21 protein-coding genes are annotated in these 21,494 nt (G+C 62.8%); 10 read left to right on the forward strand and 11 right to left on the reverse strand.

The genetic code is table 11. The features are described from left to right. Positions 1 to 5: 5 nt before the first annotated feature. On the forward strand, positions 6 to 1,124 hold the full coding sequence (gene mutY / locus BLP10_RS13585) for an A/G-specific adenine glycosylase (protein ID WP_091135358.1): 1,119 nt from the start codon (positions 6 to 8) through the stop codon (positions 1,122 to 1,124). Here mutY and BLP10_RS13590 read toward each other — a convergent pair whose 3' ends face one another. Beyond that, positions 1,125 to 2,021 carry a LysR family transcriptional regulator gene (locus BLP10_RS13590; RefSeq protein ID WP_091135360.1) on the reverse strand — a complete coding sequence of 299 codons (897 nt, stop codon included), beginning with the start codon at positions 2,019 to 2,021 and terminating at the stop codon, positions 1,125 to 1,127. A 198-nt stretch (positions 2,022 to 2,219) separates the two neighbouring features. On the opposite strand from BLP10_RS13590, the gene BLP10_RS13595 reads away from it, so the two are divergent. Next, positions 2,220 to 3,080 carry an alpha/beta fold hydrolase gene (locus BLP10_RS13595; protein WP_091135361.1) on the forward strand — a complete coding sequence of 287 codons (861 nt, stop codon included), beginning with the start codon at positions 2,220 to 2,222 and terminating at the stop codon, positions 3,078 to 3,080. Between the two features lie 172 nt (positions 3,081 to 3,252). Here BLP10_RS13595 and BLP10_RS13600 read toward each other — a convergent pair whose 3' ends face one another. The 3 genes from BLP10_RS13600 to BLP10_RS13610 all read right to left on the reverse strand — a co-directional run bounded on the left by BLP10_RS13600 (position 3,253) and on the right by BLP10_RS13610 (position 6,872). Beyond that, positions 3,253 to 4,452 carry a site-specific DNA-methyltransferase gene (locus BLP10_RS13600; protein WP_244510523.1) on the reverse strand — a complete coding sequence of 400 codons (1,200 nt, stop codon included), beginning with the start codon at positions 4,450 to 4,452 and terminating at the stop codon, positions 3,253 to 3,255. Positions 4,453 to 4,611: 159 nt separating this feature from the next. Continuing rightward, the gene (locus BLP10_RS13605) at positions 4,612 to 5,253 is read right to left on the reverse strand and encodes a ribonuclease HII (RefSeq protein WP_175493911.1); all 642 of its coding nucleotides are present in this window, start codon (positions 5,251 to 5,253) and stop codon (positions 4,612 to 4,614) included. Between the two features lie 446 nt (positions 5,254 to 5,699). Continuing rightward, positions 5,700 to 6,872: a PA0069 family radical SAM protein gene (locus tag BLP10_RS13610; RefSeq protein WP_175493912.1), complete on the reverse strand. Its 1,173-nt coding sequence runs from the start codon at positions 6,870 to 6,872 to the stop codon at positions 5,700 to 5,702. Positions 6,873 to 6,996: 124 nt separating this feature from the next. On the opposite strand from BLP10_RS13610, the gene BLP10_RS13615 reads away from it, so the two are divergent. After that, positions 6,997 to 7,488, forward strand: a complete 492-nt coding sequence (locus BLP10_RS13615) for a hypothetical protein (RefSeq protein ID WP_244510525.1) — start codon at positions 6,997 to 6,999, stop codon at positions 7,486 to 7,488. Positions 7,489 to 7,572: 84 nt separating this feature from the next. On the opposite strand, the gene moaB is transcribed toward BLP10_RS13615, so the two are convergent. The 4 genes from moaB to BLP10_RS13635 form a co-directional block, all read right to left on the reverse strand. Then, positions 7,573 to 8,127: a molybdenum cofactor biosynthesis protein B gene (gene moaB, locus BLP10_RS13620; protein WP_091135365.1), complete on the reverse strand. Its 555-nt coding sequence runs from the start codon at positions 8,125 to 8,127 to the stop codon at positions 7,573 to 7,575. Positions 8,128 to 8,299: 172 nt separating this feature from the next. Continuing rightward, positions 8,300 to 9,163 carry a KPN_02809 family neutral zinc metallopeptidase gene (gene ypfJ / locus BLP10_RS13625; RefSeq protein ID WP_091135367.1) on the reverse strand — a complete coding sequence of 288 codons (864 nt, stop codon included), beginning with the start codon at positions 9,161 to 9,163 and terminating at the stop codon, positions 8,300 to 8,302. 85 nt (positions 9,164 to 9,248) lie between these two features. Next, on the reverse strand, positions 9,249 to 10,091 hold the full coding sequence (locus tag BLP10_RS13630) for a uracil-DNA glycosylase (protein WP_091135369.1): 843 nt from the start codon (positions 10,089 to 10,091) through the stop codon (positions 9,249 to 9,251). A gap of 401 nt (positions 10,092 to 10,492) precedes the next feature. Then, positions 10,493 to 11,059, reverse strand: a complete 567-nt coding sequence (locus BLP10_RS13635) for a methylated-DNA--[protein]-cysteine S-methyltransferase (RefSeq protein ID WP_091135371.1) — start codon at positions 11,057 to 11,059, stop codon at positions 10,493 to 10,495. 232 nt (positions 11,060 to 11,291) lie between these two features. On the opposite strand from BLP10_RS13635, the gene BLP10_RS13640 reads away from it, so the two are divergent. The 3 genes from BLP10_RS13640 to BLP10_RS13650 all read left to right on the forward strand — a co-directional run bounded on the left by BLP10_RS13640 (position 11,292) and on the right by BLP10_RS13650 (position 16,020). Next, positions 11,292 to 12,956, forward strand: a complete 1,665-nt coding sequence (locus BLP10_RS13640) for an electron transfer flavoprotein-ubiquinone oxidoreductase (RefSeq protein ID WP_091135373.1) — start codon at positions 11,292 to 11,294, stop codon at positions 12,954 to 12,956. A 291-nt stretch (positions 12,957 to 13,247) separates the two neighbouring features. Next, a complete protein-coding gene (locus BLP10_RS13645; protein ID WP_244510526.1) occupies positions 13,248 to 15,050 on the forward strand; it encodes a tetratricopeptide repeat protein in 1,803 nt (600 codons plus the stop codon). A gap of 97 nt (positions 15,051 to 15,147) precedes the next feature. Beyond that, the gene (locus BLP10_RS13650) at positions 15,148 to 16,020 is read left to right on the forward strand and encodes a 4-(cytidine 5'-diphospho)-2-C-methyl-D-erythritol kinase (RefSeq protein ID WP_091135588.1); all 873 of its coding nucleotides are present in this window, start codon (positions 15,148 to 15,150) and stop codon (positions 16,018 to 16,020) included. A 102-nt stretch (positions 16,021 to 16,122) separates the two neighbouring features. Here the strand turns inward: BLP10_RS13650 and BLP10_RS13655 are convergent, their stop codons facing one another. Together BLP10_RS13655 and BLP10_RS13660 are read right to left on the reverse strand one after the other, a co-directional pair. Beyond that, positions 16,123 to 16,932, reverse strand: coding sequence for a MetQ/NlpA family ABC transporter substrate-binding protein (locus tag BLP10_RS13655; RefSeq protein WP_091135375.1), 810 nt, complete (start codon positions 16,930 to 16,932; stop codon positions 16,123 to 16,125). Between the two features lie 351 nt (positions 16,933 to 17,283). Further along, positions 17,284 to 18,303 carry a polyprenyl synthetase family protein gene (locus BLP10_RS13660; protein WP_091135592.1) on the reverse strand — a complete coding sequence of 340 codons (1,020 nt, stop codon included), beginning with the start codon at positions 18,301 to 18,303 and terminating at the stop codon, positions 17,284 to 17,286. Positions 18,304 to 18,416: 113 nt separating this feature from the next. Between BLP10_RS13660 and BLP10_RS13665 the strand changes: the two genes are divergently transcribed. The 3 genes from BLP10_RS13665 (at position 18,417) to BLP10_RS13675 (ending at position 20,055) form a co-directional block, all read left to right on the forward strand. Further along, entirely contained in the window at positions 18,417 to 18,641 is a 225-nt protein-coding gene (locus tag BLP10_RS13665) for a putative signal transducing protein (RefSeq protein ID WP_091135596.1), read from the forward strand. Next, positions 18,634 to 19,377, forward strand: a complete 744-nt coding sequence (locus BLP10_RS13670) for a tRNA1(Val) (adenine(37)-N6)-methyltransferase (protein ID WP_091135377.1) — start codon at positions 18,634 to 18,636, stop codon at positions 19,375 to 19,377. The genes BLP10_RS13665 and BLP10_RS13670 overlap by 8 nt, the downstream gene beginning before the upstream one ends. Positions 19,378 to 19,482: 105 nt before the next feature. Continuing rightward, on the forward strand, positions 19,483 to 20,055 hold the full coding sequence (locus BLP10_RS13675; RefSeq protein ID WP_091135380.1) for an SMI1/KNR4 family protein: 573 nt from the start codon (positions 19,483 to 19,485) through the stop codon (positions 20,053 to 20,055). A gap of 31 nt (positions 20,056 to 20,086) precedes the next feature. On the opposite strand, the gene BLP10_RS13680 is transcribed toward BLP10_RS13675, so the two are convergent. Further along, positions 20,087 to 20,404: a hypothetical protein gene (locus BLP10_RS13680; protein ID WP_091135382.1), complete on the reverse strand. Its 318-nt coding sequence runs from the start codon at positions 20,402 to 20,404 to the stop codon at positions 20,087 to 20,089. 161 nt (positions 20,405 to 20,565) lie between these two features. On the opposite strand from BLP10_RS13680, the gene BLP10_RS13685 reads away from it, so the two are divergent. Then, positions 20,566 to 21,450: a S49 family peptidase gene (locus BLP10_RS13685; RefSeq protein WP_091135384.1), complete on the forward strand. Its 885-nt coding sequence runs from the start codon at positions 20,566 to 20,568 to the stop codon at positions 21,448 to 21,450. The last annotated feature ends 44 nt before the right edge of the window (positions 21,451 to 21,494 follow it).

A 21,494-nucleotide genomic window follows, 5' to 3' on the forward strand; every position in this document is an offset into this window, starting at 1 on the left:
GTCACATGTTAACGCCCGCTTTGAGCGCGACCAAGCCCGACCCGCAGGACCTGCTTTGCTGGTACGACCGTCACCGGCGCGATCTGCCGTGGCGCGCCAAGCCCGGCGAGACCGCAAACCCTTACCGCGTCTGGCTTTCGGAGATCATGCTCCAGCAGACGACGGTGGCGGCGGTCAAGCCTTTCTACCTCAACTTCCTTCAGCGCTTCCCCACGGTGGAGGCGCTTGCCGAGGCTCCCACGGATTCGGTCATGCAGGCCTGGGCGGGGCTCGGCTATTATTCCCGCGCCCGCAATCTCCATGCCTGCGCCAAGGCTGTTGTGGAAAAGCATGGCGGGCAATTTCCCTCGACCGAGGCCGAGCTCCTGAAGCTCCCCGGCATCGGCGCCTATACGGCAGGGGCCGTGGCGGCGATTGCCTTCAATCAGAAGGCGGCAGCGGTGGACGGCAACGTGGAGCGGGTCATGTCCCGCCTCTTCATGGTCGAGGAGCCGCTGCCGAAGGCAAAGCCGCTCATCCGCGCATTGACGGAAGAACTGGTCCCCGAGGACCGTCCCGGCGATTTCGCGCAGGCGGTGATGGATCTCGGCGCCACCATCTGCACCCCCAAGCGCCCGGCCTGCGCCCTCTGTCCGTGGATGAAGCCGTGCCAGGCCCGCGCCGCGGGCTTGCAGGAGACGTTTCCGAAGAAGCAGAAGAAAGAAACCGGGCAATTGCGCAAGGGTGCGGCTTTCGTGGTGCTCCGCGCGGACGACACGATCCTGTTGCGCACCCGTCCGCCCACAGGCTTGCTCGGCGGCATGGCCGAACCGCCGACGAGCGATTGGGAGCCTACTTACGAGCCTTCCCGCGCCGTGCTCGACGCACCCATCGAGGCGCGCTGGCAGCGCCTTCCCGGCACGGTGCGCCATGTGTTCACGCATTTCCCACTGGAACTGACGGTGCTCTTCGCGAAAGTGCCGAAGGGGACGCCCGCGCCATTCGACATGCGCTGGACGCCGCGTCTTCAACTGCATGAAGAGGCGCTTCCCGGCGCGATGAAGAAGGTGCTGGCGCATGCCTTGGGCGATCTGCCGGGCGCGAAGACTGCGAGCAAGAAAGCGTCTCCAAAGACTGACAGCTGATCAGCCGCCGACCAGCGCCTTTTGACTGCGCTTGAACAGCGTTGCCAGCGCGTTCGCGACGCGTGTCACGTTCGGACGGTTGCGGCTGCGGCGGTGCATGACGAGAAACACGTCCTCGATGAGATCGCCTTCGGGCTTCATCACCTGCACGAAATCGGGATCGGAATCGCCGAGCCAGCAGGGAAGGAAAGCAGCCCCTAGACCTGCCTTCGCGGCCTGATAGCGGATCGGCATGTCACCAATGCGGGCCGCGATGGTGCGGCCTTGCGCGAACTCGGCGACATAGGCGGCCTGGCGCGACAGAGTTGGGTCTTCCGGCGGAGCGATGACGGCTTCGGGGTTGTCCGTCGTGGCGTAGATGGCGAAGGCAATCTGGCCGATCTTTCGCGCTACGAGATCATCCGTGCCTTCGGGCAGAGTGCGCATGCGAAGTGCGATGTCAGCCTCACCCGAGGCGAGATCGAGCCTGCGGCGGGTGGGGATGTAGGCGATCTCCACCGGCTCCGCGGCTTTGTGCAGTTCCGCGGAATGCAGCGACAGGAACATGGCGACGGAGGATGTGGCCGTGATCCGCACGGGCGCGTCCGGGTCGGGGCGATAGGCGGCGGCCGTGCGCGAGATGACACTTGCCGCCTCGCCCATGGGAGCAGCGGCTTCCAGAATTGCCTGTCCGGCTTCCGTCAGGTCGAGATTGTTGGGACCGCGCTGGAACAGATCGAGCCCGAGGGACTCCTCCAGCGCCTTGATGCGCCGGGCGATCGTCGGCTGGCTCTGGCCCAGGGCCTTTGCCGCACTGTTCATCGATCCATGAGCCACCACGGCCAGGAAGATCCGAAGGTCGTCCCAGGACGGTTCGGTGATCGCAAAGCGGAAGGGATCGTGAGACGCGTGAGCCATGACAGGATGCTAAAGCGGTTGACCGGGATTGGCATAGGGGATTGTTCCGGATTGGGGACAAGTCCACCATCGCCCGAACTCCTGACGCCCGCACCCCTCCGCCAACGTGAGAGCGCTCTACGGTTTTGGTGAGGGCGAGGGGCTTCACAAGCCGGAACGCTTGAGCGAGAAGCGCGCACGTTTCAGGAAGGAGCGATCATGCGCGGCACCATTTTCTCCGGCGGCTTCGAGCTGGCCTATTCCATCGAGGGGCAGGGCGTGCCCGCCATCGTGATCGGCAGCGCCGTCTATTATCCGCGCACCTTCTCGAAAGGCTTGAGGCAATCCCTGCAGCTGATTTTCGTGGATCATCGCGGCTTTGCAAAAGCCTCAAACGACCTGAAGCCGGAAGACTACACTCTCGACGTTGTGCTCGACGACATCGATCTCGTCCGCCGCCATCTCGGGCATGAGAGGGTGATCGTCATCGGGCATTCCGGCCACGGCTACATGGCGCTGGAATACGCCAAGCGTTATCCGCAACACGTCTCGCATGTGGTGATGATTGGCACGGGCCCGAGCCATAGCGCTCTGCATCAGGAGGCTTCGGAACGCTACTGGCAGGAATCCGTCTGCCCCGACCGCAAGGCGAGGCTCGCGAGCGATCTGGCGTTGTTGCCAAGCGAGATCGAGCCCGCGCCCGAGAAGCGCTTCATCACCTTCTGCATCCGTCTCGGCGCGAAGAGTTGGTACGATTGGACTTACGATGCCGCTCCGCTCTGGGACGGCGTGCACGTGAACATGCCCGTTTTCGATCACCTCTGGGGCGAAACGTTCCGCGATCTCGACGTCCGACAAGGGTTGGACAAGTTCGACATCCCGGTCTTCCTCGCGCTCGGCCGCTACGATTATCTCGTCGCGCCTTATGCGACCTGGGACGCCTATCGCGGCAGCTTCAAGGATCTGACCATACGCGTGTTCGAGAAAAGCGGGCACACGCCGCAAATGGAAGAGAGCGAGCTGTTCGATGCGGAATTGCTGGAGTGGCTGGCGTCAACTGCGACGCACTTCGTAAAGTAAAAAGCTTCATCCTGAGTAGCAGACGCAGTCCGCGTCTCGAAGGAGGCTCCAGAGTGCACTGAAACATCCTTCGAGATGGCGCTGCGCGCCTCCTCATGATGAGGGCATTGGTAGTCAAACGAAGATGGCCGGGACAAGCCCGGCCATGACAAAAAGCAAATTTGTTGGAAGGCTACGCCGCCATCTCCGCGCGCACCTTGGTGCGGAACTCGTCGATGGAGATGAGCTTGCCGTCCCGCTCCACGTTCCAGAAGGTCCAGCCGTTGCAGGAGGGGAAGCCCTGCGTGAGCGCGCCGATCTTGTGAATCGAGCCGACGATGGGGCCTAACGCCAGCGTGCCGTCGGCGCGCACCACCGCCTTGTGGCGGCGGCGTTCGTCCACCAGCGTTTCGCCCGCCTTCACGTATCCGCCCTCGATGAGGGAGAGGAACGGCACGCGTACTTCCGTGCGCTTTTCCGGCGGAGCGGAAACCGACGCATCATCGAGCGGGACAACCGCGTCGATGCGCTTGCGCGCGGCCTTCGCATAGGTCGGATCGCGCTCAAGCCCGATGAAGTTGCGGCCGAGAAGTTTCGCGACGGCGCCGGTGGTGCCGGAGCCGAAGAAAGGATCGAGCACCACGTCGCCCGGGTTGGACGAGGAGAGCAGCACGCGGGCGAGAAGCGCTTCGGGCTTCTGCGTCGGATGCACCTTGCGGCCGTTCTCGTCTTTCAGACGTTCGTCGCCGGTGCAGATCGGAATGAACCAGTCCGAGCGCATCTGCACGTCTTCATTGCCGGCTTTCAGCGCGTCGTAATGGAAGGTGTAGCCCTTCGAATCCGCGCCGCGGGAGGCCCAGATCATGGTCTCGTGGGCGTTCGTGAAGCGGCGTCCCTTGAAGTTCGGCATCGGGTTGGCCTTGCGCCACACGATGTCGTTGAGGATCCAGAAATCGAGATCCTGCAGGGCCGCGCCCACGCGGAAGATGTTGTGATAGGAGCCGATCACCCACAGCGTCGCGTTCTTCTTCATCACGCGGCGCACGGCAGAGAGCCACGCGCGGGTGAACGCGTCGTAATCGGCAAAGCTCGCGAACTTGTCCCAGTCATCGTCGACAGCATCGACGAGGCTCTGGTCCGGGCGCGTGAGCGCCTGCTCCAGCTGGAGATTGTACGGAGGATCCGCGAAGACTACGTCCACGCTCTCAGGCGGGAGCTTCTCGAGATTGGCGATGCAATCGCCGAGAAGGATCTCATTGAGAGGAAGAGACTTCGGCTGGACGACGGAGAGGGGCGTTTTACGCCCCGTCCGAGGAGCCGGCGCAGACCGCCCGGTACGCGAGACACTAATCCGGGAGGCGGCGCCGGCAGCCCCGGTACGCGAGGTACCCATGGGTGATCACCGGTTACGCAACTGACATTCAGGATCATCGTCCGTTAGGGTAAAGAACGCGTTTAAAAGCGAAAAAAAATACGTGCTATTTTGGGTCGGCAAAACTTGCCGACTTATTGAAAAGATTGAGCTTTTTGGGTTAACGCGCGTTAGGTTTGGTTACAGGTCCAGTAACCCTTGTTTCAAAGGCGCGAAACTCAGGCGATGGAAGGGGCATGGACCATCGGCTGCGAGCACCTGGAGATGCACTTTCGTGCTGTAGCCCGCATTGCTCGCGAATCCATAAGCCGGATAAGCCTCGGAAAGGCGCGCCATCATCCGGTCCCGCACCACTTTCGCCACGATCGAAGCGGCAGCAATCGAGGCGATGCTCGAATCACCCTTGATGACGGCTTCCGTCGCACAGGGCAGGCGCGGCGGATCGTTGCCGTCCACGAACGCCATGTCGGGCGTGCAGGGAAGGGCGGCCATGGCGCGGCACATGGCGAGCAGGGATGCCTGCCGGATATTGATGGTGTCGATCTCCGCATGGGACACCGAGGCGATGCCGACTTTCGACGTCGCAAGGATTTCAGCAAACAGCGCCTCGCGCTTCTGGGCGGAGAGCGCCTTCGAATCCGCAAGGCCTTGTGGGGCGTTGTCGAGATCGAGCACGACCGCCGCCGACACCACTGGGCCTGCCAGGGGGCCGCGCCCCACCTCATCGAGGCCGACGATGCAGGAATAGCCCTGCGCGCGGGCTGAAAGCTCGCATTCGAGGCCAAGGCCCGGTTTCTTAGGTGAGCGAATCGGTGCGGTCATGGGCCGGATCAAAGCGGCAAGGGGCGCCTTTGTCATCCGTACATGATGCCATGCGACCGTTCGAATCGCGGACCCGGGCCGATCAGGGACCTCCCAGGGTGAGGCGCCTGTTCCCTCCCCCTTGCGGGGAGGGGTAGGGGTGGGGGTGGTCCGACCGGGTGAGCGCTCAAACCAGTGAGACGCTGGAAGACCTCTCCCGGGTGGGAGAGGTCGGAGCGCAGCTCCGGGTGAGGGACTGCCTGATCCGGACAGGGCGGTCCCTCACCCCTGCCCCTCTCCCACCCGGGAGAGGGGGCTGTAGGACTGTTGGGCTTTCTGGATGAAGTGCAGCGCTTCGACTTTACGACCCCCGCCCTCAATCCCTCCCCGCAAAGGGGGAGAGAAGCGCGTTCTGCTGGTCACGCGATCCCAGCTCGGCTTGCGCCGTTCGGGATGACGCTCTTCGATCAGAATAGCGACAACTGCCCTGTCTCCTTCGCTGGGGCCTTGAAAAGGTCCTTGCGCAGGGACAGGTTGCGCTTGTTCAGGCCGAGCCGCTCCGTGGCGGTCTCGAAGCGGCGGCCGATCATCCAGGCATAGGGGCCGACGCCCGATTGGCGCGTGCTCCACTCGGAGTCATAATCCTTCCCGCCCCGCGCTTCCTGAAGCAGCGAGAACACGTGCTTGAGCTTGTCGGGGTAGTGCTCCACCAGCCAGTCGCGCATCAGGTCCTTGAGGTCGTGCGGCAGACGCAGAAGCACATAGCCCGCTTCCTGCGCGCCGGCCTGCTGCGAGGCCTTCAGGATGTCCTCGATCTCGTGATCGTTGATCGCCGGAATGATGGGAGCCACCAGCACGCTCACCGGTATGCCCGCCTCCGAGAGCTTGCGCACGGTTTCAAGACGTTTGGTCGGCGTGGCGGCGCGAGGCTCCATTTTGCGGGCGAGCCTCGGGTCCAGCGTCGTGATCGAGATCGCCACTTTCACCAGATGCTTGTCGGCCATCTGGCTCAGAATATCGATGTCGCGGGTGACGAGCGCCGATTTCGTCACGATGCCGACCGGGTGGTTGGCGCGGTTCAGAACTTCCAGGATCGAACGCGTGATGCGGAATTTTCGCTCCACCGGCTGGTAGGGATCCGTGTTCGCGCCGAGCGCGATGGTGGCCGGCTGGTAGCTCGGCGCCCGCAGCTCCTTTTCCAGGAGCTCTGCCGCATTGGGCTTGGCGAAGATCTTGGTCTCGAAATCGAGGCCCGAGGAGAGCCCCTGATAGGCGTGCGTCGGCCGCGCGAAGCAATAGGAGCAGCCGTGCTCGCAGCCGCGATAGGGGTTGATGGACCTCTCGAAGAGAATGTCGGGCGAATCATTCTTCGTGATGATCGTGCGGGCCTTCTCGACGATCACCTCGGTCGGCAGGGGAGGCAGCTCGTCCTCGATGTCCCAGCCGTCATCGAAACTCTCCCGCTGCGCGGGCTCGTAGCGCCCGCTCGGATTCGCCATCGAGCCGCGACCGCGCCTGCGCTCCATCTCCACCCGGTAAGCAGGATCGTCCATGCGCCGCCGCGCGGCCTCCGCCGCCTCGATGGGCGAGCGCTTTACAGGTTTCGAAGGAGCAGGCTGGTCCTTGAAACGAATGGACATGGCGGCCTCGGGCGAATCTCGGTGAAGAACACTATTAGAACAGAACAAATCGGGAACAAAATCAAGTGGCCTTATGATCATGTTGCTGGCGACGGCTTCATCCGAAGGCGATATAAGAGGGCTCATGATCACAGTTCTCGTCCGCGTCAGCTCCGGGCCCGAGGCCCTGGCAGCCACTTTGAGCGCCCTCGTGCCCGCTGTTGCGGCAGGGCTCGTGGGCGATGCCGTCATCCTGGCTCATGGACAGGACGAGACGCTGGTGAAAGTGGCCGACGCGGCAGGAGCCACCCTGATCGTGGCTGATGACGTTTCCTGGGCAGACGGAGCGCAGGCCGCCCGCCGCGAGTGGCTGCTCTGCCTCGACGACGGCGACATTCCGCAGGAGGGTTGGATCCGGGTTCTCGACCGGTTCGTGGCGCTGGCGCCGCCGGAGCGCGGTCTTGCTCGGTTCCGCCGTCACGGCGACGGCATGTCGGGCTTGATGCGGCGCATGTTCTTGCGCTCGAAAGTTCACGCGGGCGATCTCGTGCATCGCCGTGTGCTGCTCAACGAAATGAAAGCGCGTACGCCCGTGCGTTTGTCGGCCCGGATCGAGCGCGATCCGGTGTTCGGGTGATAAGGCTGGCGGCAGCACTGCCTTGAGCCTCGTCCTTCGAGACGCCGCTTCGCGGCTCCTCAGGATAAGGCTTTTGCTGAATATTCAGCCCTGCAGCTTCCCGCGTTTCAGGTGCTCGTCGAGGCGCGGCATGATCTCCACGAAATTGCAGGGGCGGTAGCGGTAATCGAGCTGGCTTACGAGAATGCCGTCCCACGCATCCTTGCACGCGCCGGGTGAGCCCGGCAGCACGAAGATGAAGGTGGCGTTCGCCACGCCCGCCGTCGCCCGCGATTGGATCGTGGAGGTGCCGATCTTGTCGTAGGAGATGCGATGGAAGATTGCGGAGAAGCCGTCCATGCGCTTCTCGAACAACGGCTCGATGGCCTCCGGGGTTACGTCGCGCCCTGTAAAGCCCGTGCCGCCTGTGGTGATGATCACGTCGATGGCGGGATTCTCGATCCAGCCTTTCACCTTCGCGCGGATGGCTTCCACATCGTCCGTCACGATGGCGCGATCCTCAAGCGTGTGACCGGCTTTCGCGATGCGTTCGGCAAGCGTCGCGCCTGACTTGTCCTCGTCGAGAGAACGCGTGTCGGATACGGTGAGCACCGCGATGCTGAGCGGAATGAATGTGAGCGTTTCGTCGATGCCGGGCATGAAAGAACTCTCGCGTGATCGATGTGGTTGTAGCGTAGAGTCATTCGTTCGACCACACGCGTCATCCCGGACAGAGCGTAGCGCCGATCCCGGATCGTATTCAGGAGAGGGCGCCATTCTCGTCATGCGGTCCCGGGTTCTGCTTTCGCAGCCCCGGAATGACGTCTCTGTTTTAAAGCCTGCTCGCCCTGAACGTGTCGCAGGACTGCACCGAGCCGCTCTTGAGGCCAGTCGTGAGCCAGCGCATGCGCTGCTCCGAGGAGCCGTGGGTGAATGAATCCGGTACCACGCGGCCTTGGGATTGTTTCTGCAGACGGTCGTCGCCGATGGCTTCGGCGGCGCGGATCGCTTCCTCGATGTCGCCCTGCTCGAGCGATTGCCAGCGCTGGTTGGAATGATGCGCCCACACGCCCGCTAGGCAATCCGCCATCAGCTCGACGCGCACGGAAAGCTGGTTCGCCTCGGAGCGGCTGACCTCCTGCTGGCGCTGCTGCACGCGCGGCAGGATGCCGAGCACGTTTTCCACATGGTGGCCGACCTCGTGCGCGAGCACATAGGCATAGGCGAAGTCGCCGCCCGCACGGAAGCGCTGCTGCATTTCCTGGAAGAAGGAGAGATCGATGTAAACGGTCTGGTCGAGCGGGCAGTAGAACGGCCCCATGGCCGATTGCGCGCCGCCGCAGCCGGAGCGTGTCGCGCCAGAGAACAGCACGAGCTTCGGCTCACGGTATTCACGGTTCGCCTGCTGCGGCAGAACCGTTTTCCAGACGTCTTCCGTGTTGCCGAGAACCGCTGCTGCGAAGCGGCCCATCTCGTCCTGTGGCGTGCCTTGCTGGCCCTGCTGCTGCTGATAGCCCGAACCGCCGCCTGCGATCATCTCCGCGCCGCCGATCAGGATGCGCGGATCGATCCCGAGCGCCCAGCCGACAAGACCGAGGATCAGAACGGTGCCGATGCCGAGACCACCTGCGCCGCCCATGCCCATGCCGCGACGGTCTTCCACATTTGACGAGGTTCGAAAGTTATCCCAGCGCATGATCCACCTACCAGCAGCGGCATCGAACGCCGCAGGAACTTAAGGCGTGAGCATATAGCTGGGTTCCGGCTCAGGCAGAAGGAGCTTATTCCTTGGCGTCAAGCGCCCGGCGCAAGGCCATGAAATCGCGCCAGCCGAGACGCTTCTGCAGAGGCTGGCGCAGAAGATAGGCCGGATGCAGGGTCGGAAGCGCCCTGATCTCGCGCCCGTCCTCGGTCTTGTAGGAGAACCAGCGGCCACGGGTGCGGAGGATTCCCTCCTTCAGGCCGAGAAGATTCTGAGCGGCCGGGCCTCCGAGGCACAGCATGAATTCCGGTTTCGCCAGTTCGATCTGCCGCGCGATGAACGGCTTGCAGATCGCGATTTCCTGTGGGGTCGGCGTGCGGTTGCCCGGCGGACGCCACGGCACGATGTTGGCCACATAGACCTGGGATCGGTCGAGGCCGATCGTGGCGAGCATCCGGTCGAGAAGCTGGCCCGAGCGGCCCATGAAGGGCTTGCCGATCCGGTCCTCGTCCGCGCCGGGAGCCTCGCCTATCAGCATGACGCGGCCTTCCGGGTTGCCATCGGCGAAGGCCAGGTTCTTGGCGGAGAATTTCAGGGCGCAGCCTTCGAAACCGGCCAGGATCGCTTCGAGCTCCTGCAGCGACTGCGCATGCCGGGCCTGCTCGCGGGCCATGCTCGCGACCTCATCCGGCGCGCTGGCGGCCACCTTCGGCAGGGCGCGAGGCGAAGGAGACGAGGCAGGAGATGCCGGGGCGCGGGCGGGCTGCGCCTGCTGGGCAGGGCCTCCGGCCCGAGCCGGTTCGGCCTTGGGCTCCGCGAAGCGATTATGCGGGGTTTCGTCCAAGGCAAGATCCACCCCCGCCTCGACATGGAAGTCGAGCAGCGCCTTCAAAGCATCGCGGTCGGAGGGGAGATCCTGCATGGGATGTATGTAAGCATTCCGAGGCCGATGAACAACTCACAGCATATGAAGGGCCGGCCTTGTCGTGGAGGGCGGGCTAACAAAGCACTGCCGCTCTTCCCCTCCCCCTTGCGGGGAGGGGTAGAGGTGGGGGTGGTCTGATTGGGTGAGACATCAAACCAGTGAGACGCTGGAAGACCTCTCCCGGGTGGGGGAGGTCGGAGCGCAGCTCCGGGTGAGGGACTGCCTGACCCGGACAGGGTACACCCTCACCCCTGCCCCTCTCCCACCCGGGAGAGGGGATGTGCTGTAGAGCTGTCGTATTCACTGGAGCAGACGCAACGCTTCGACTTTGCGACCCCCACCCTCGATCCCTCCCCGCAAGGGGGAGGGAACATGCGCCATATCTTTGTGAGACAGCCTCAGGAAATCAGGTCGAAGAGCGTCGGGCTGTCGTCTCGCCGGGCGTTCTCGATGGCGAGCAGGCGGCGCTTGGTCAGGCCACCGCCATTGGCCGAGAACCCGCCGAGCTTGCCGCCCGCCGCGACGACACGGTGGCAGGGGACGATGATGGGAAACGGGTTCTTGCCCAGGGCCTGGCCGATCAGCCGGGCATTATTGATTCCGACCTTGGACGCGATTTCCCCATAGGTCAGCAGCCGTCCAGGCTGGATGCTTGACGCAACCTCGTAGACGCGCCGGTGAAGCTCCGGCACGCCTTCCATATCCAAGGGGATGTGGGACAGATCGCGCGCTTCGCCCTTCAGCAGGGCGATCACATCGTCGATGATGGCCCGAATATGGGCCGGCGGGGCAGCTTCCGAGCTTCCCGGAAAACGCTTTGCGATGCGGTCGCGCGTCCTGGATGCGTCATCCTCCGGCAATTGCACGCCCATGATTCCACGCCCGTTCCAGGCGAGGCCGCAGACGCCGATGGGCGTATCGAAGAGCGTATGAAACGCTTCGTGCTTGGAGGCTTGGTCCTGCATCGGTTCATTCTAAGCACCATCGACAACAGGAACAACTTGGGACGGAGCCTGCAAACTTCTTGAAGAGAAGAGAATATATCGCCTTTCGGCATAACCTTATGCTGAAAGGGAACTTTCCGCTTAAGTCTAATGAAGCTAGGACAATTCCAAAGAAGGCTGCACTTGAGAACTTCGCCATATTGTTCATATGTAAACGATCTGGTTTTCAAGTCGCGTACAGGAGAGAGAACTCATGTCCGATCTGCCCGCCCGTGAATCCATGGAGTTCGACGTCGTGGTCGTCGGTGCCGGCCCTGCGGGTCTGGCGACGGCCATCCGCCTCAAGCAGCAGGCGGCCGAGAAGGGCGCCGACATCTCCGTCGTGGTGGTGGAGAAGGGGTCCGAGGTCGGCGCTCACATTCTCTCCGGCGCGGTGATCGATCCGATCGGCCTCGATGCCCTCCTGCCGGAATGGCGCACCGATCCCGACCGTCCGCTCAAGACGGAAGTGACGGCGGACGAGTTCATGTATCTAGGCCATGCAGGCGGCGTGAAGCTGCCCAACGTGTTCATGCCCAAGCTCATGAACAATCACGGCAACTTCGTGGGCTCCCTCGGCAATGTCGCCCGCTATCTCGGCCGCAAGGCGGAGGAACTGGGCGTCGAGATCTATCCGGGCTTCCCGGCGGCGGAAGTGTTGATCGAGGACGGCAAGGTCGTGGGCGTCGCCACCGGCGACATGGGCATCAGCCGCGACGGCGAGCCCAACGCCAACTTCACCCGCGGCATGGAGCTTCGCGCCAAGTACACGATCTTCGGCGAGGGCGCGCGCGGTTCGCTCACCAAGCAGATGGTGGAGCGCTTCGGCCTCAACGAGGGCCGCGATCACCAGAAATACGGCATCGGCATCAAGGAGCTGTGGCAGGTGAAGCCCGAGAAGTTCCAGCCGGGCCTCGTGCGACATTCCATGGGCTGGCCGCTGCCGAACAATTCAGGCGGCGGCTCCTGGCTCTACCACTTTGACGATAATCTCGTGTCCGTCGGCTTCGTGGTGCATCTGAACTACAAGAACCCGACCCTCTCGCCCTTCGATGAGTTCCAGCGCTTCAAGACGCATCCGATGGTGCGCGACGTGTTCGAGGGCGCCAAGCGCATCGGCTACGGCGCACGCGCCATCATGGAGGGCGGCTGGCAATCGGTGCCGCGTCTCTCGTTCCCGGGCGGTTGCCTCGTGGGCGACTCGGCGGGCTTCGTGAATGTGCCGCGCATCAAGGGCAGCCACAACGCCGTTCTCTCCGGCATGCTTTGCGCCGACCATGTGTTCGAGGCGCTGCAGGCGGGTCGCGCCAATGACGAGGTTTCATCCTACGAGGATGCATGGCGTTCTTCGCCCATCGGTTACGACTTGAAGCGCGTGCGCAACGTGAAGCCGCTCTGGTCGAAATACGGCACGGCGGCGGGCGTGGCGCTCGGCGGCCTCGACATGTGGCTGACGGAAGTCTTCAACTGGTCGCCCTTCGGCACCATGAAGCACGGCAAGCCGGACCACGAATGCCTGCTGCCGCTCTCCCAGGTGAAGCCGATCAAGTACGACCGCCCCGACGGCGTGCTCACCTTCGACAAGCTGTCATCGGTGTTCCTGTCCAACACCAACCATGAGGAGGATCAGCCGGTCCATCTCAAGGTGAAGGATATGGGCCTGCAGAAGGCATCCGAACACGATGTCTTCGGCGGCCCCTCGCAGCGCTACTGCCCGGCTGGCGTCTATGAATGGGTGGAAGGCGAGGGCGGTGCCCGGTTCCAGATCAACGCGCAGAACTGCGTCCATTGCAAGACCTGCGACATCAAGGATCCGAACCAGAACATCAACTGGACCACGCCGGAAGGCGGCGGCGGACCGAACTACGTGAATATGTAAGGAAGGTTGTTATCCCGGGGCTGCGCAGCAGAGCCCGGGATCGCGTGAAGAGAATAGTGCCATATCCTGCGGACGATCCCGGATCAGCTGACGCCGTCCGAGATGACGCTTTGGGCCCGGATGGCGCCTTGGCCTTGGCGTGAAATCCTTCACTCTCACGAGGCTTTTACGCCTCCAGCGGCAATTGTCCCCTTGCGACGGCAACAGGGAAACGCCATTCTCCGGCCTGATTTGGCGCACATCTCCTTATGTTCTCACCTTGAGATGTCGCGATGATTGGAGCCGCGCTTCGTGCCCACGTTCAAATTGCCTTTAGCCCGCAAGGGTTTGCCCGCATTCGTCCTGATGGCGGCCGGCCTTCTGGCCTCGCCGGCCTTGGCGAACAATCCAGATCCGAATGAGCCTCTGAGGCCCGCTCAGAGCCTGGAGGGCAACTTCCTCTCAGCTTATGTAGCCGGTTCCGCCCGCGACACCCATGCCGCCTCGCTCTATTTCCGAGAAGCCATTCAGGAGGATCCGGGCAATCAGGAGCTTCTGGAGCGCGGTTTCGTGGTGTTCCTCGCCAGCGGCTCGATGCAGGAAGCCTATCGGGCGGCAGAGCGGCTCTCGGCCCGTGATTCGTCCAACAATCTGGCCCAGTTCGCCCTCGCGGTCCGCTCCATGAAGGCGCAGAAATATGGCGATGCCCGTTCTCGCCTTGCCAAGAGCGCGCGCAGCCGCCAGGCGGATCTCACCGCGACGCTGCTGACCGCCTGGGCCTATGCCGGTTCCAAGGACGCCAAGCAGGCTCTGGCAACCACGGACAAGCTGCGCGGCACGCCGGGCAACGATCCGTTCAAGCAGTTCCGTGAATATCATGCGGCCCTGATCGCCGATGTGGTGGGCAACCCCGCCGAGGCTGAGAAGCGCTTCAAGGCGGCCTACGAGGGCGAGAAGAACACTCTCCAGGTGGTGGATGCCTATGGCCGCTTCCTTGCCAAGCGCGGCAAGAAGAACGAGGCGATCGCCATCTACAAGGCCTTCGACGAGCTTGCGCCGCGTCATCCCATCGTGAAGGCCGCTTTGACCGCGCTCGAAGAGGGCAAGCCCCTCATGCCGCTCGTCACCAATGCGCAGGACGGCGCGGCCGAACTCCTCTACGGTCTCGGCGTGGTGGGTAATTCGCAGGGCGACGAGCTGACGGCCACCATCTATCTCCAGCTCGGTCTCGATCTGAAGCCGGATCACCCGATGGCTCTGATCACCCTGGGCGACGTCTACGAGCGCCTGAAGCAGTACGATCAGGCTAACGCGGTCTTCAACCGCGTGCCGAAGGATTCGCCGGTGCGCACGAGCGCCGACATCTCCATCGGCCAGAATTACGAGCAGATGGAGCGCGGCGAGGAGGCCATGGCCTATCTCGACAAGCTCATGAAAGAGCGTCCGGACGACGTGGAAGTCGTCATGGCGCTGGGCAATGTGCAGCGCTCGCGCAAGAAGTTCGCGGAAGCGGCCGAAACCTACGGCAAGGCCATTGAGCTTGTGGGCACGCCTCAGCGCGGCCACTGGATCCTCTTCTTCTATCGCGGCACGTCCTATGAACGCGCCAAGCAATGGGACAAGGCCGAGGCAGATCTCAAGAAGTCCCTGGAGCTGGTGCCCGATACCTTGCCGGCCGGCAAGGCGCAGGTGATGAACTATCTCGCCTATTCCTGGGTCGACCGGAACGAGAACATCGATGAAGCTTTCAAGATGCTCACGAAGGCGGTGGAGCTCGCGCCCCGCGACGGCATGATCATCGACTCCCTCGGCTGGGCCTATTATCGGATGGGCCGCTACGAGGACGCCGTGCGCGAACTCGAAAAGGCGGTAGAGCTGAAGGCGGGCGATCCGACGATCAACGATCACCTGGGCGACGCCTATTGGAAGGTGGGCCGTAAGCTCGAGGCGAAGTTCCAGTGGGATCACGCCAAGGCTTCGAACCCCGAGCCCGAAGATCTGGTCAAGATCCTCCGGAAGATCGATCACGGTCTCGACGAGGTGGAAAAGAACCCGACCGCCGCCGAGAGCGCACCTGCTCCCTCACCGGCACCGGCCGCCCATAACGGCGGCTGACAAGCGACGCTTTGCTGAAATGGCCGGGTTTTGCCCGGCCATTTTGTTTGGCGGCCAGACCCTTCCCATCGATCCGTCTCTCGGGCATGGAAGGAACATGCCTCAGCCTCTTTCTACCCGTGCACCCGCCAAGATCAACCTGAGCCTTCATGTTCTGGGGCGTCGGGCGGATGGATATCACGCGCTCGAAAGCCTCGTCGCTTTCGCCGGTGTGAGCGACGATCTCCAATTGACCCCGGATCCCCGGCTGTCCTTGCAGGTCAGCGGGCCGACCGCCGCGTCGGCGGGACACGATGGGGATAATCTCGTCATGAAAGCCGCGCGGCTTCTGGCGGAGCGCGTGGAGGGCCTCAAGGTCGGAACGTTTCATCTCACCAAGCGCCTGCCGGTCGCAGCCGGAATCGGCGGCGGCTCATCCGATGCGGCGGCGGCTTTGAGGCTGCTTGCGCAACTCAACGATTTGCCATTGTCGCATCCTGCCCTTCGCGATGCGGCGCGGCTGACAGGCGCGGACGTGCTCGTCTGTCTCGAGCCTCGAGCCCGCATGATGCGAGGCATCGGGGAAGAGTTGGGCCCAGCCTTACAGATGCCGCCGCTCTTCGCCGTGCTGGTCAATCCGCGCGTGCCCGTCGAAACGCCGGCCGTGTTCAGGGCGCTCGGACTGCAGCCGGGGCAACAATTGCAAGGCCTCGGTCATCCCTCTGCCGAGGCGACGTCCCGCAATGATCTTCTGCAAGTCCTCGAAGCAACCCGCAACGATCTTCAGCCGCCTGCTCTCAAGGTCCAGCCGATCATCGAAGAGGGGCTCGATCTGGTATCGTGCACCGAGGCTTGCCGCCTGGTGCGCATGTCAGGCTCAGGGGCGACGGTTTTCGGGCTCTATGACGATGCGTCGAGTGCCGCGAAGGCGGCTCGTTTCGTGCTGGATCATCGACCGCAATGGTGGGTCGAGGCTACGGAGCTGCACTAGCCCCGTTCTTCGAGGCGTCCGCGCTGCAGCTGTCGTTCAAACAGAAAGCCGGACCGTCACTGCTGACGATCCGGCTTTTCGTCGTTCAATCGGCTTCAGCTTTTACCAGGCCGGAATGATGGCGCCCTTGAAGCGCTCTTCCAGGAACTTCGCGACTTCGGGCGATTGGTAGGATTCCACGAAGGTCTTGATCTCCGCGCGGTTCTCGTCACCCTGACGGGCGGCGATGAAGTTCGCATAAGGGTTGCCCTCGCGCTTCTCCACCGCGATCGTGTCCTTTCGGATGTCGAGGCCGCCATTGAGTGCGTGGTCGGTGTTGATCACGGCGGCATCGAGATCGGGCAGGGCGCGGGGCAGCTGCGCGGCGTCGAGCTCCGAGAACTGAATGTTCTTCGGGTTCTCGGCGATGTCGAGCAGGCTCGGCGACAGGCCCTTGCCCTCCTTGATCTTGATCACGCCTTCCTGCGCCAGAAGATTGAGGGCGCGGCCGCCGTTGCTCGGATCGTTCGGAATGCCGATCTTCGCGCCCTTGGGCAGGTCGGCCACGGCTTTCACCTTGCTGGAATAGAGACCGATGGGCTGCACGAAGGTGAAGCCGACGGGCACGATCTTGTAGCCGCGCGCCGCGATCTGCGCATCGAGATAGGGCTTGTGCTGGAACGCGTTGGCGTCGAGATCCTTGCGGTCCAGGGCCTCGTTCACGAGAGCATAATCGGAGAAGGGCACGAGCTCGACGTTCAGGCCCTTGGTGGCGGCCACCTTCTTGACGACCTGCGCCACCTCCTCTTCGGCCCCGGACATGACGCCGACCTTGATGCTCTTCTGCTGGGCCGCGGCGGGCAGCGTCGCGGCAGCAAGGGCACCGAGCGCGAAGGTCGCGGACAAAAGGGTGCGGCGGGTGAAAACGGACATGGGAGTACCTTTCAGGCAAAGTGCGTCTGGGCTTCAAGTTGAAGCCGGACATGTGGTTCGGGTTGGGATGAGGAAGATCAGGCGTCGAGGCGACGACAGTATTCGGGCCGAGAAGGCGGTGAGATCGGCATGAATGGCAGTGCAGTCATCAGTCGCGTCATAGCCCATCGATCCTCGTGAACCACGAGGCGGAAGCCGCTCGTGGCGCTTTAGCCTTTGATCACGCGGGGCAAGCTGCTCGTCTCAAATCACCGCGGCCTTGAGACGAGTGGCCTCAAGGCAAGTCCGTTTTAGACCGGCGGGATTTTATGTCAACCGATTTGTTCTGTAAAAAGAACAGCGCTGCTATGCTCAATATGCACGGGCGATGCAGAAATCGACCGTCTCGAGCAAAGCCTGCTTCATGGGGCTCGTGGGGAAGAGGGCGAGCGCATCACGAGCCATGGAGCCGTAGTGGCGTGCCCGCTCCACCGTGTCCTCCAGGGACTTGTGGCGGCGCATGATGCTGATTGCCTGTTCGAGATCGCCGTCCTCGATCTCGCCCTGTTCGAGCACGCGCTTCCAGAAGGCGCGCTCCTCCGCCGAGCCGCGGCGGAAGGAGAGAACGACGGGGAGGGTGATCTTACCCTCACGGAAATCGTCGCCCACGTTCTTGCCCAGTGTCGCGGCCTTGCCGCCGTAATCGAGGGCATCGTCGATGAGCTGGAAGGCGATGCCGAGATTCATACCGTAGGAGCGGCAGGCGGCTTGCTCGGCCTTGGGACGGCCGGCAATGACGGGGCTGACCTCACAGGCGGCGGCGAAGAGTTCCGCCGTCTTGCCGCGGATCACGGCGAGGTATTCATCTTCCGTGGTTTCGGTGTTCTTGGCGGCGGCGAGCTGCATCACCTCGCCTTCGGCGATCACGGTCGCGGCGGCGGAGAGGATGTCGAGGGCGCGGAGCGAGCCCACCTCCACCATCATGCGGAAGGCCTGACCGAGCAGGAAATCGCCCACGAGCACGCTCGCCTCGTTGCCCCACTTGATGCGGGCGGCGATCTTGCCCCGGCGCATGTCGCTTTCGTCCACGACGTCGTCGTGGAGGAGAGTGGCCGTGTGCATGAATTCGACGGCGGCGGCGAGCTTCACATGCCCGTCGCCCTCGTATTCGGAGAGGCCGGCGGTCGCCAGCGTCAGCATGGGGCGTAGCCGTTTGCCGCCCGATGAGATGAGGTGGTTCGCCACCTCCGGGATCATGGTGACCTCGGAACCGGTCCGCGACAGGATCATCGCATTGACCCGATCCATGTCGGCGGCCACAAGGGAGACGAGCTTTTCGATGCTCGCATTCTTCTCGGGATGCTTCTCTTCGAAGGGAACGACGACGCCCACGTGTTGAAACCCGGGTTGCCGGCTGTGATGGCCGGTAGGAATATTCATTCATGTGGCATGGCACTTTCCATGCTGCAATGCAAACGCTTGCCGCAGAGGAAGGTAGCCTGCCGATGGTCGAAAACGTCCGAACCAACGATCTCGTTCTGATCGGTTTCCTACAATCCTTATTGGAGAACGCCAATATCCATGTGCTGGTGGCAGATATGCATGTCAGCTCCATCGAGGGAATGATCGGCGCCTTTCCCCGGCGGCTTCTGGTGCCCGATGACGAAGTGGAGGAAGCCCGCCAGCTCATTCGCGAGGCCGGTCTCGCAGGCGAGCTGCGCGATGAGTGAGATCACGGAAGATTGTTTGCTGGGAGGCCGAGTCACCCTGATTCAGCCCGCCAAGGGGCATCGGGCCGGCACGGATGCCGTGCTTCTGGCAGCAAGCGCGCCCGCGAAAGCTGGGGACAGGGTGCTCGATGTGGGAGCCGCCACCGGCGCGGTCGGGCTCATGGTGGCCGCTCGGGAGAAGGAGATGCGCCTAGGCTTCGTTGAACGGGATGTGGATCTGGCCGAGCTATGCAGGCGGAACTGCAGGGCGAACGGGGTCGAGGCCGACATCTTCGTAGCCGATCTTCTCGATAAGAAGTCTCGTCATGCGGCAGCGCTGAACCCTGAAACTGCCGATCTGGTGCTGACGAATCCTCCTTTTCTCGAAGAAGGTCAGGCGCGAATCTCGCCGGATCGGGGCAGGGCGGCTGCTCATGCTCTTCCGGCGGGAGGGCTCGAAGCATGGCTCAAGATATGCCTGAGCCTGCTCAAGCCCAGGGGGAAGCTCGTCCTGATCCATCGGGCCGACCGGCTGGCAGATTGTGTTGCCGTTGTAGGGAAGAGCATGGGGGGAATTGCAATTCGCTTTGTCCATCCCGCCATCGACCAGCCAGCAATTCGTATTCTGCTATCCGGCGTTAAGGGCAGCCGAGCGCCTTTGCGTATTCTGCCGCCTGTCGTGCTCCATGGGCCGGATGGCCGTTTCAACTCTGATGCCGAAGCCCTGCACCGGGGAGAGGCACTCCTCGTCGACTAACCCATCTTCGGCGGTTATTTCGGATTCAGATATAATGATATATAATTTGTATAAGCGCGGGTTGGCTCAAAACGGGCAAGGCGTTTGGACAAGAAAGGGGGCTGTATGGAAGGAGATAAACTCTCTCTTTCGAGCGTTGCTCCAACCACCGGCTCATTCTGGCATGAGAGCCTGCACTGGTCCCAAAAAGAAGAGGGTGCGGCCACGAGGGTGGATGAGCTCATTGCCGAAACCGAGGGCCGGTTGGGAGTTAGCCTTCCTAAGCTCTTGAAGGCTTTGTATCGAAATCGCAATGGCGGTTACACGAGCTACCGGTTCTACGCGAAGACGCCTGATCCGCGTCCGGTTTTCGACGATTGGCACTGCGTCATTCTCGATGGGGACATCCATCCGGTCCATAAACTGGAGACACTGGGAGAGCTCTCGGACATGGTCGACTACGGAGATGACGATTCATCCTTCCGTAGCCGCTTTCCCAATGCCGACCTACTGATCGTCCTTGCCCGGCATGGATGGGACTGCTTCCTGTGCCTCGATTACCGGACAGATGGGCCAAGCGCCGAGCCAGAGGTCGCTTTTCTTGAGGAGGGAGCAGATGGGCTGGAGGAGGTTCTGCGTGTGCCGAACTTCGAACAGCTTTTCACAGGCTTGAGGAAAGAAGAAGAGCCCGCCTTATGAAAAAGGGCGCCTCAGGCGCCCTTTTCGGTCATTACCAGCGGTAGCCGGGCCGGCGAACCGTGCGGCAGACCTCAACCCCGCGGCGAACCCAGCGGTAGCCGTTCCAGACCCTGCGGGGCTCGACCCAGCAGCGGCGGGCTACGGGAACCGGACGATAGGCCGGGGCAGGGCGGTAGACGCGGCGGCCATAGTGCGGGCGCCCGCGATCATGGCGCACGAGGACCGGGCCGGAGCGGTATTCCACAACCGGACGGTACCCGTAATAGGGCTGAGCCTCGGCCTGCGGAGCCGAAAGGGCACCAAAGCCAAGGGTGGCAAAGCCGAGAAGACCGATAAGCAGCTTGCGCATGTCAATTTCTCCTGAGCCGCAATGGCTTGGACCATGAGCGGCATGTGCCTGGATATTATCCATGCTGAATCTTTAAACGGACTTAACTGAACGAAGGCCGAAACTTTCCCTAACGGTACGTTCATCTTGGGAAGCTGCACCGCACGCACTACATAAAGGCCATGGCTCAGACATCTTTCTCCTCCCTGCTTCCGGCCCGTCTTCAGTTTCTCCTGCCCAGCCGGTACCGTAGCTATTCTCACCCCATCGTGCCGGTGCTGCGCCTGTCAGGCGCCATCGGGGCCGTCATGCCGTTCCGTTCGGGGCTGGCCATGGCAAATGTAGCCTCGATGCTGGAGCGGGCCTTCTCCGTGCCTGGTGCGAAGGCAGTGGCCATCGTCATCAATTCCCCCGGCGGATCGGCAGCCCAGTCTCACCTGATTTTCAAGCGCATCCGAAGCTTGGCCGAGGAGAAAAAGATCCCGGTTCTCGCCTTCGTGGAGGATGCGGCGGCCTCGGGCGGCTACATGATCGCCTGCGCGGCGGATGAGATTTATGCTGATCCTGCCTCCATCGTGGGCTCCATTGGCGTGGTTTCCGCGAGCTTCGGCTTCCAGGAATTGATCGCCCGCATCGGCGTGGAGCGGCGCGTACACACGGCGGGCGAGAACAAGGCCATGCTCGATCCGTTCAGGCCAGAAAACCCGGAGGACGTCGCACGCCTCAAGGGCCTTCAGCGCAAGATCCACGAGGTTTTCGTCGATCTCGTGAAGACCCGACGGGGCGAGAAGCTCAACGATTCCTATGAGGATCTCTTTTCAGGAGCCTTCTGGGTCGGCGCTGAGGCGCTGGATCTCGGGCTCATCGACGGGCTCGGCGATGTCCGCTCCGTTCTGCGGCAGCGCTTCGGCGAGGATGTGAAGTTCCGCATGATCGAGCCTGCCCGCCCGCCGCTGCTCGCCCGCCTCATCGGCCGCCGTGCCGTGACCGGGGGCGGCCTCATCGACCCGGCGGAAGTGGTGGGAACCCTTGAGGAGCGGGCGGCCTGGGCACGGTTGGGGCTCTAGGCAATTCCGCCCTTATGGTGGCGCTGGTAGCCCTCCTACCCCTT

It is taken from the genome of Microvirga guangxiensis (genome assembly GCF_900102135.1).
GTDB lineage: Bacteria > Pseudomonadota > Alphaproteobacteria > Rhizobiales > Beijerinckiaceae > Microvirga > Microvirga guangxiensis.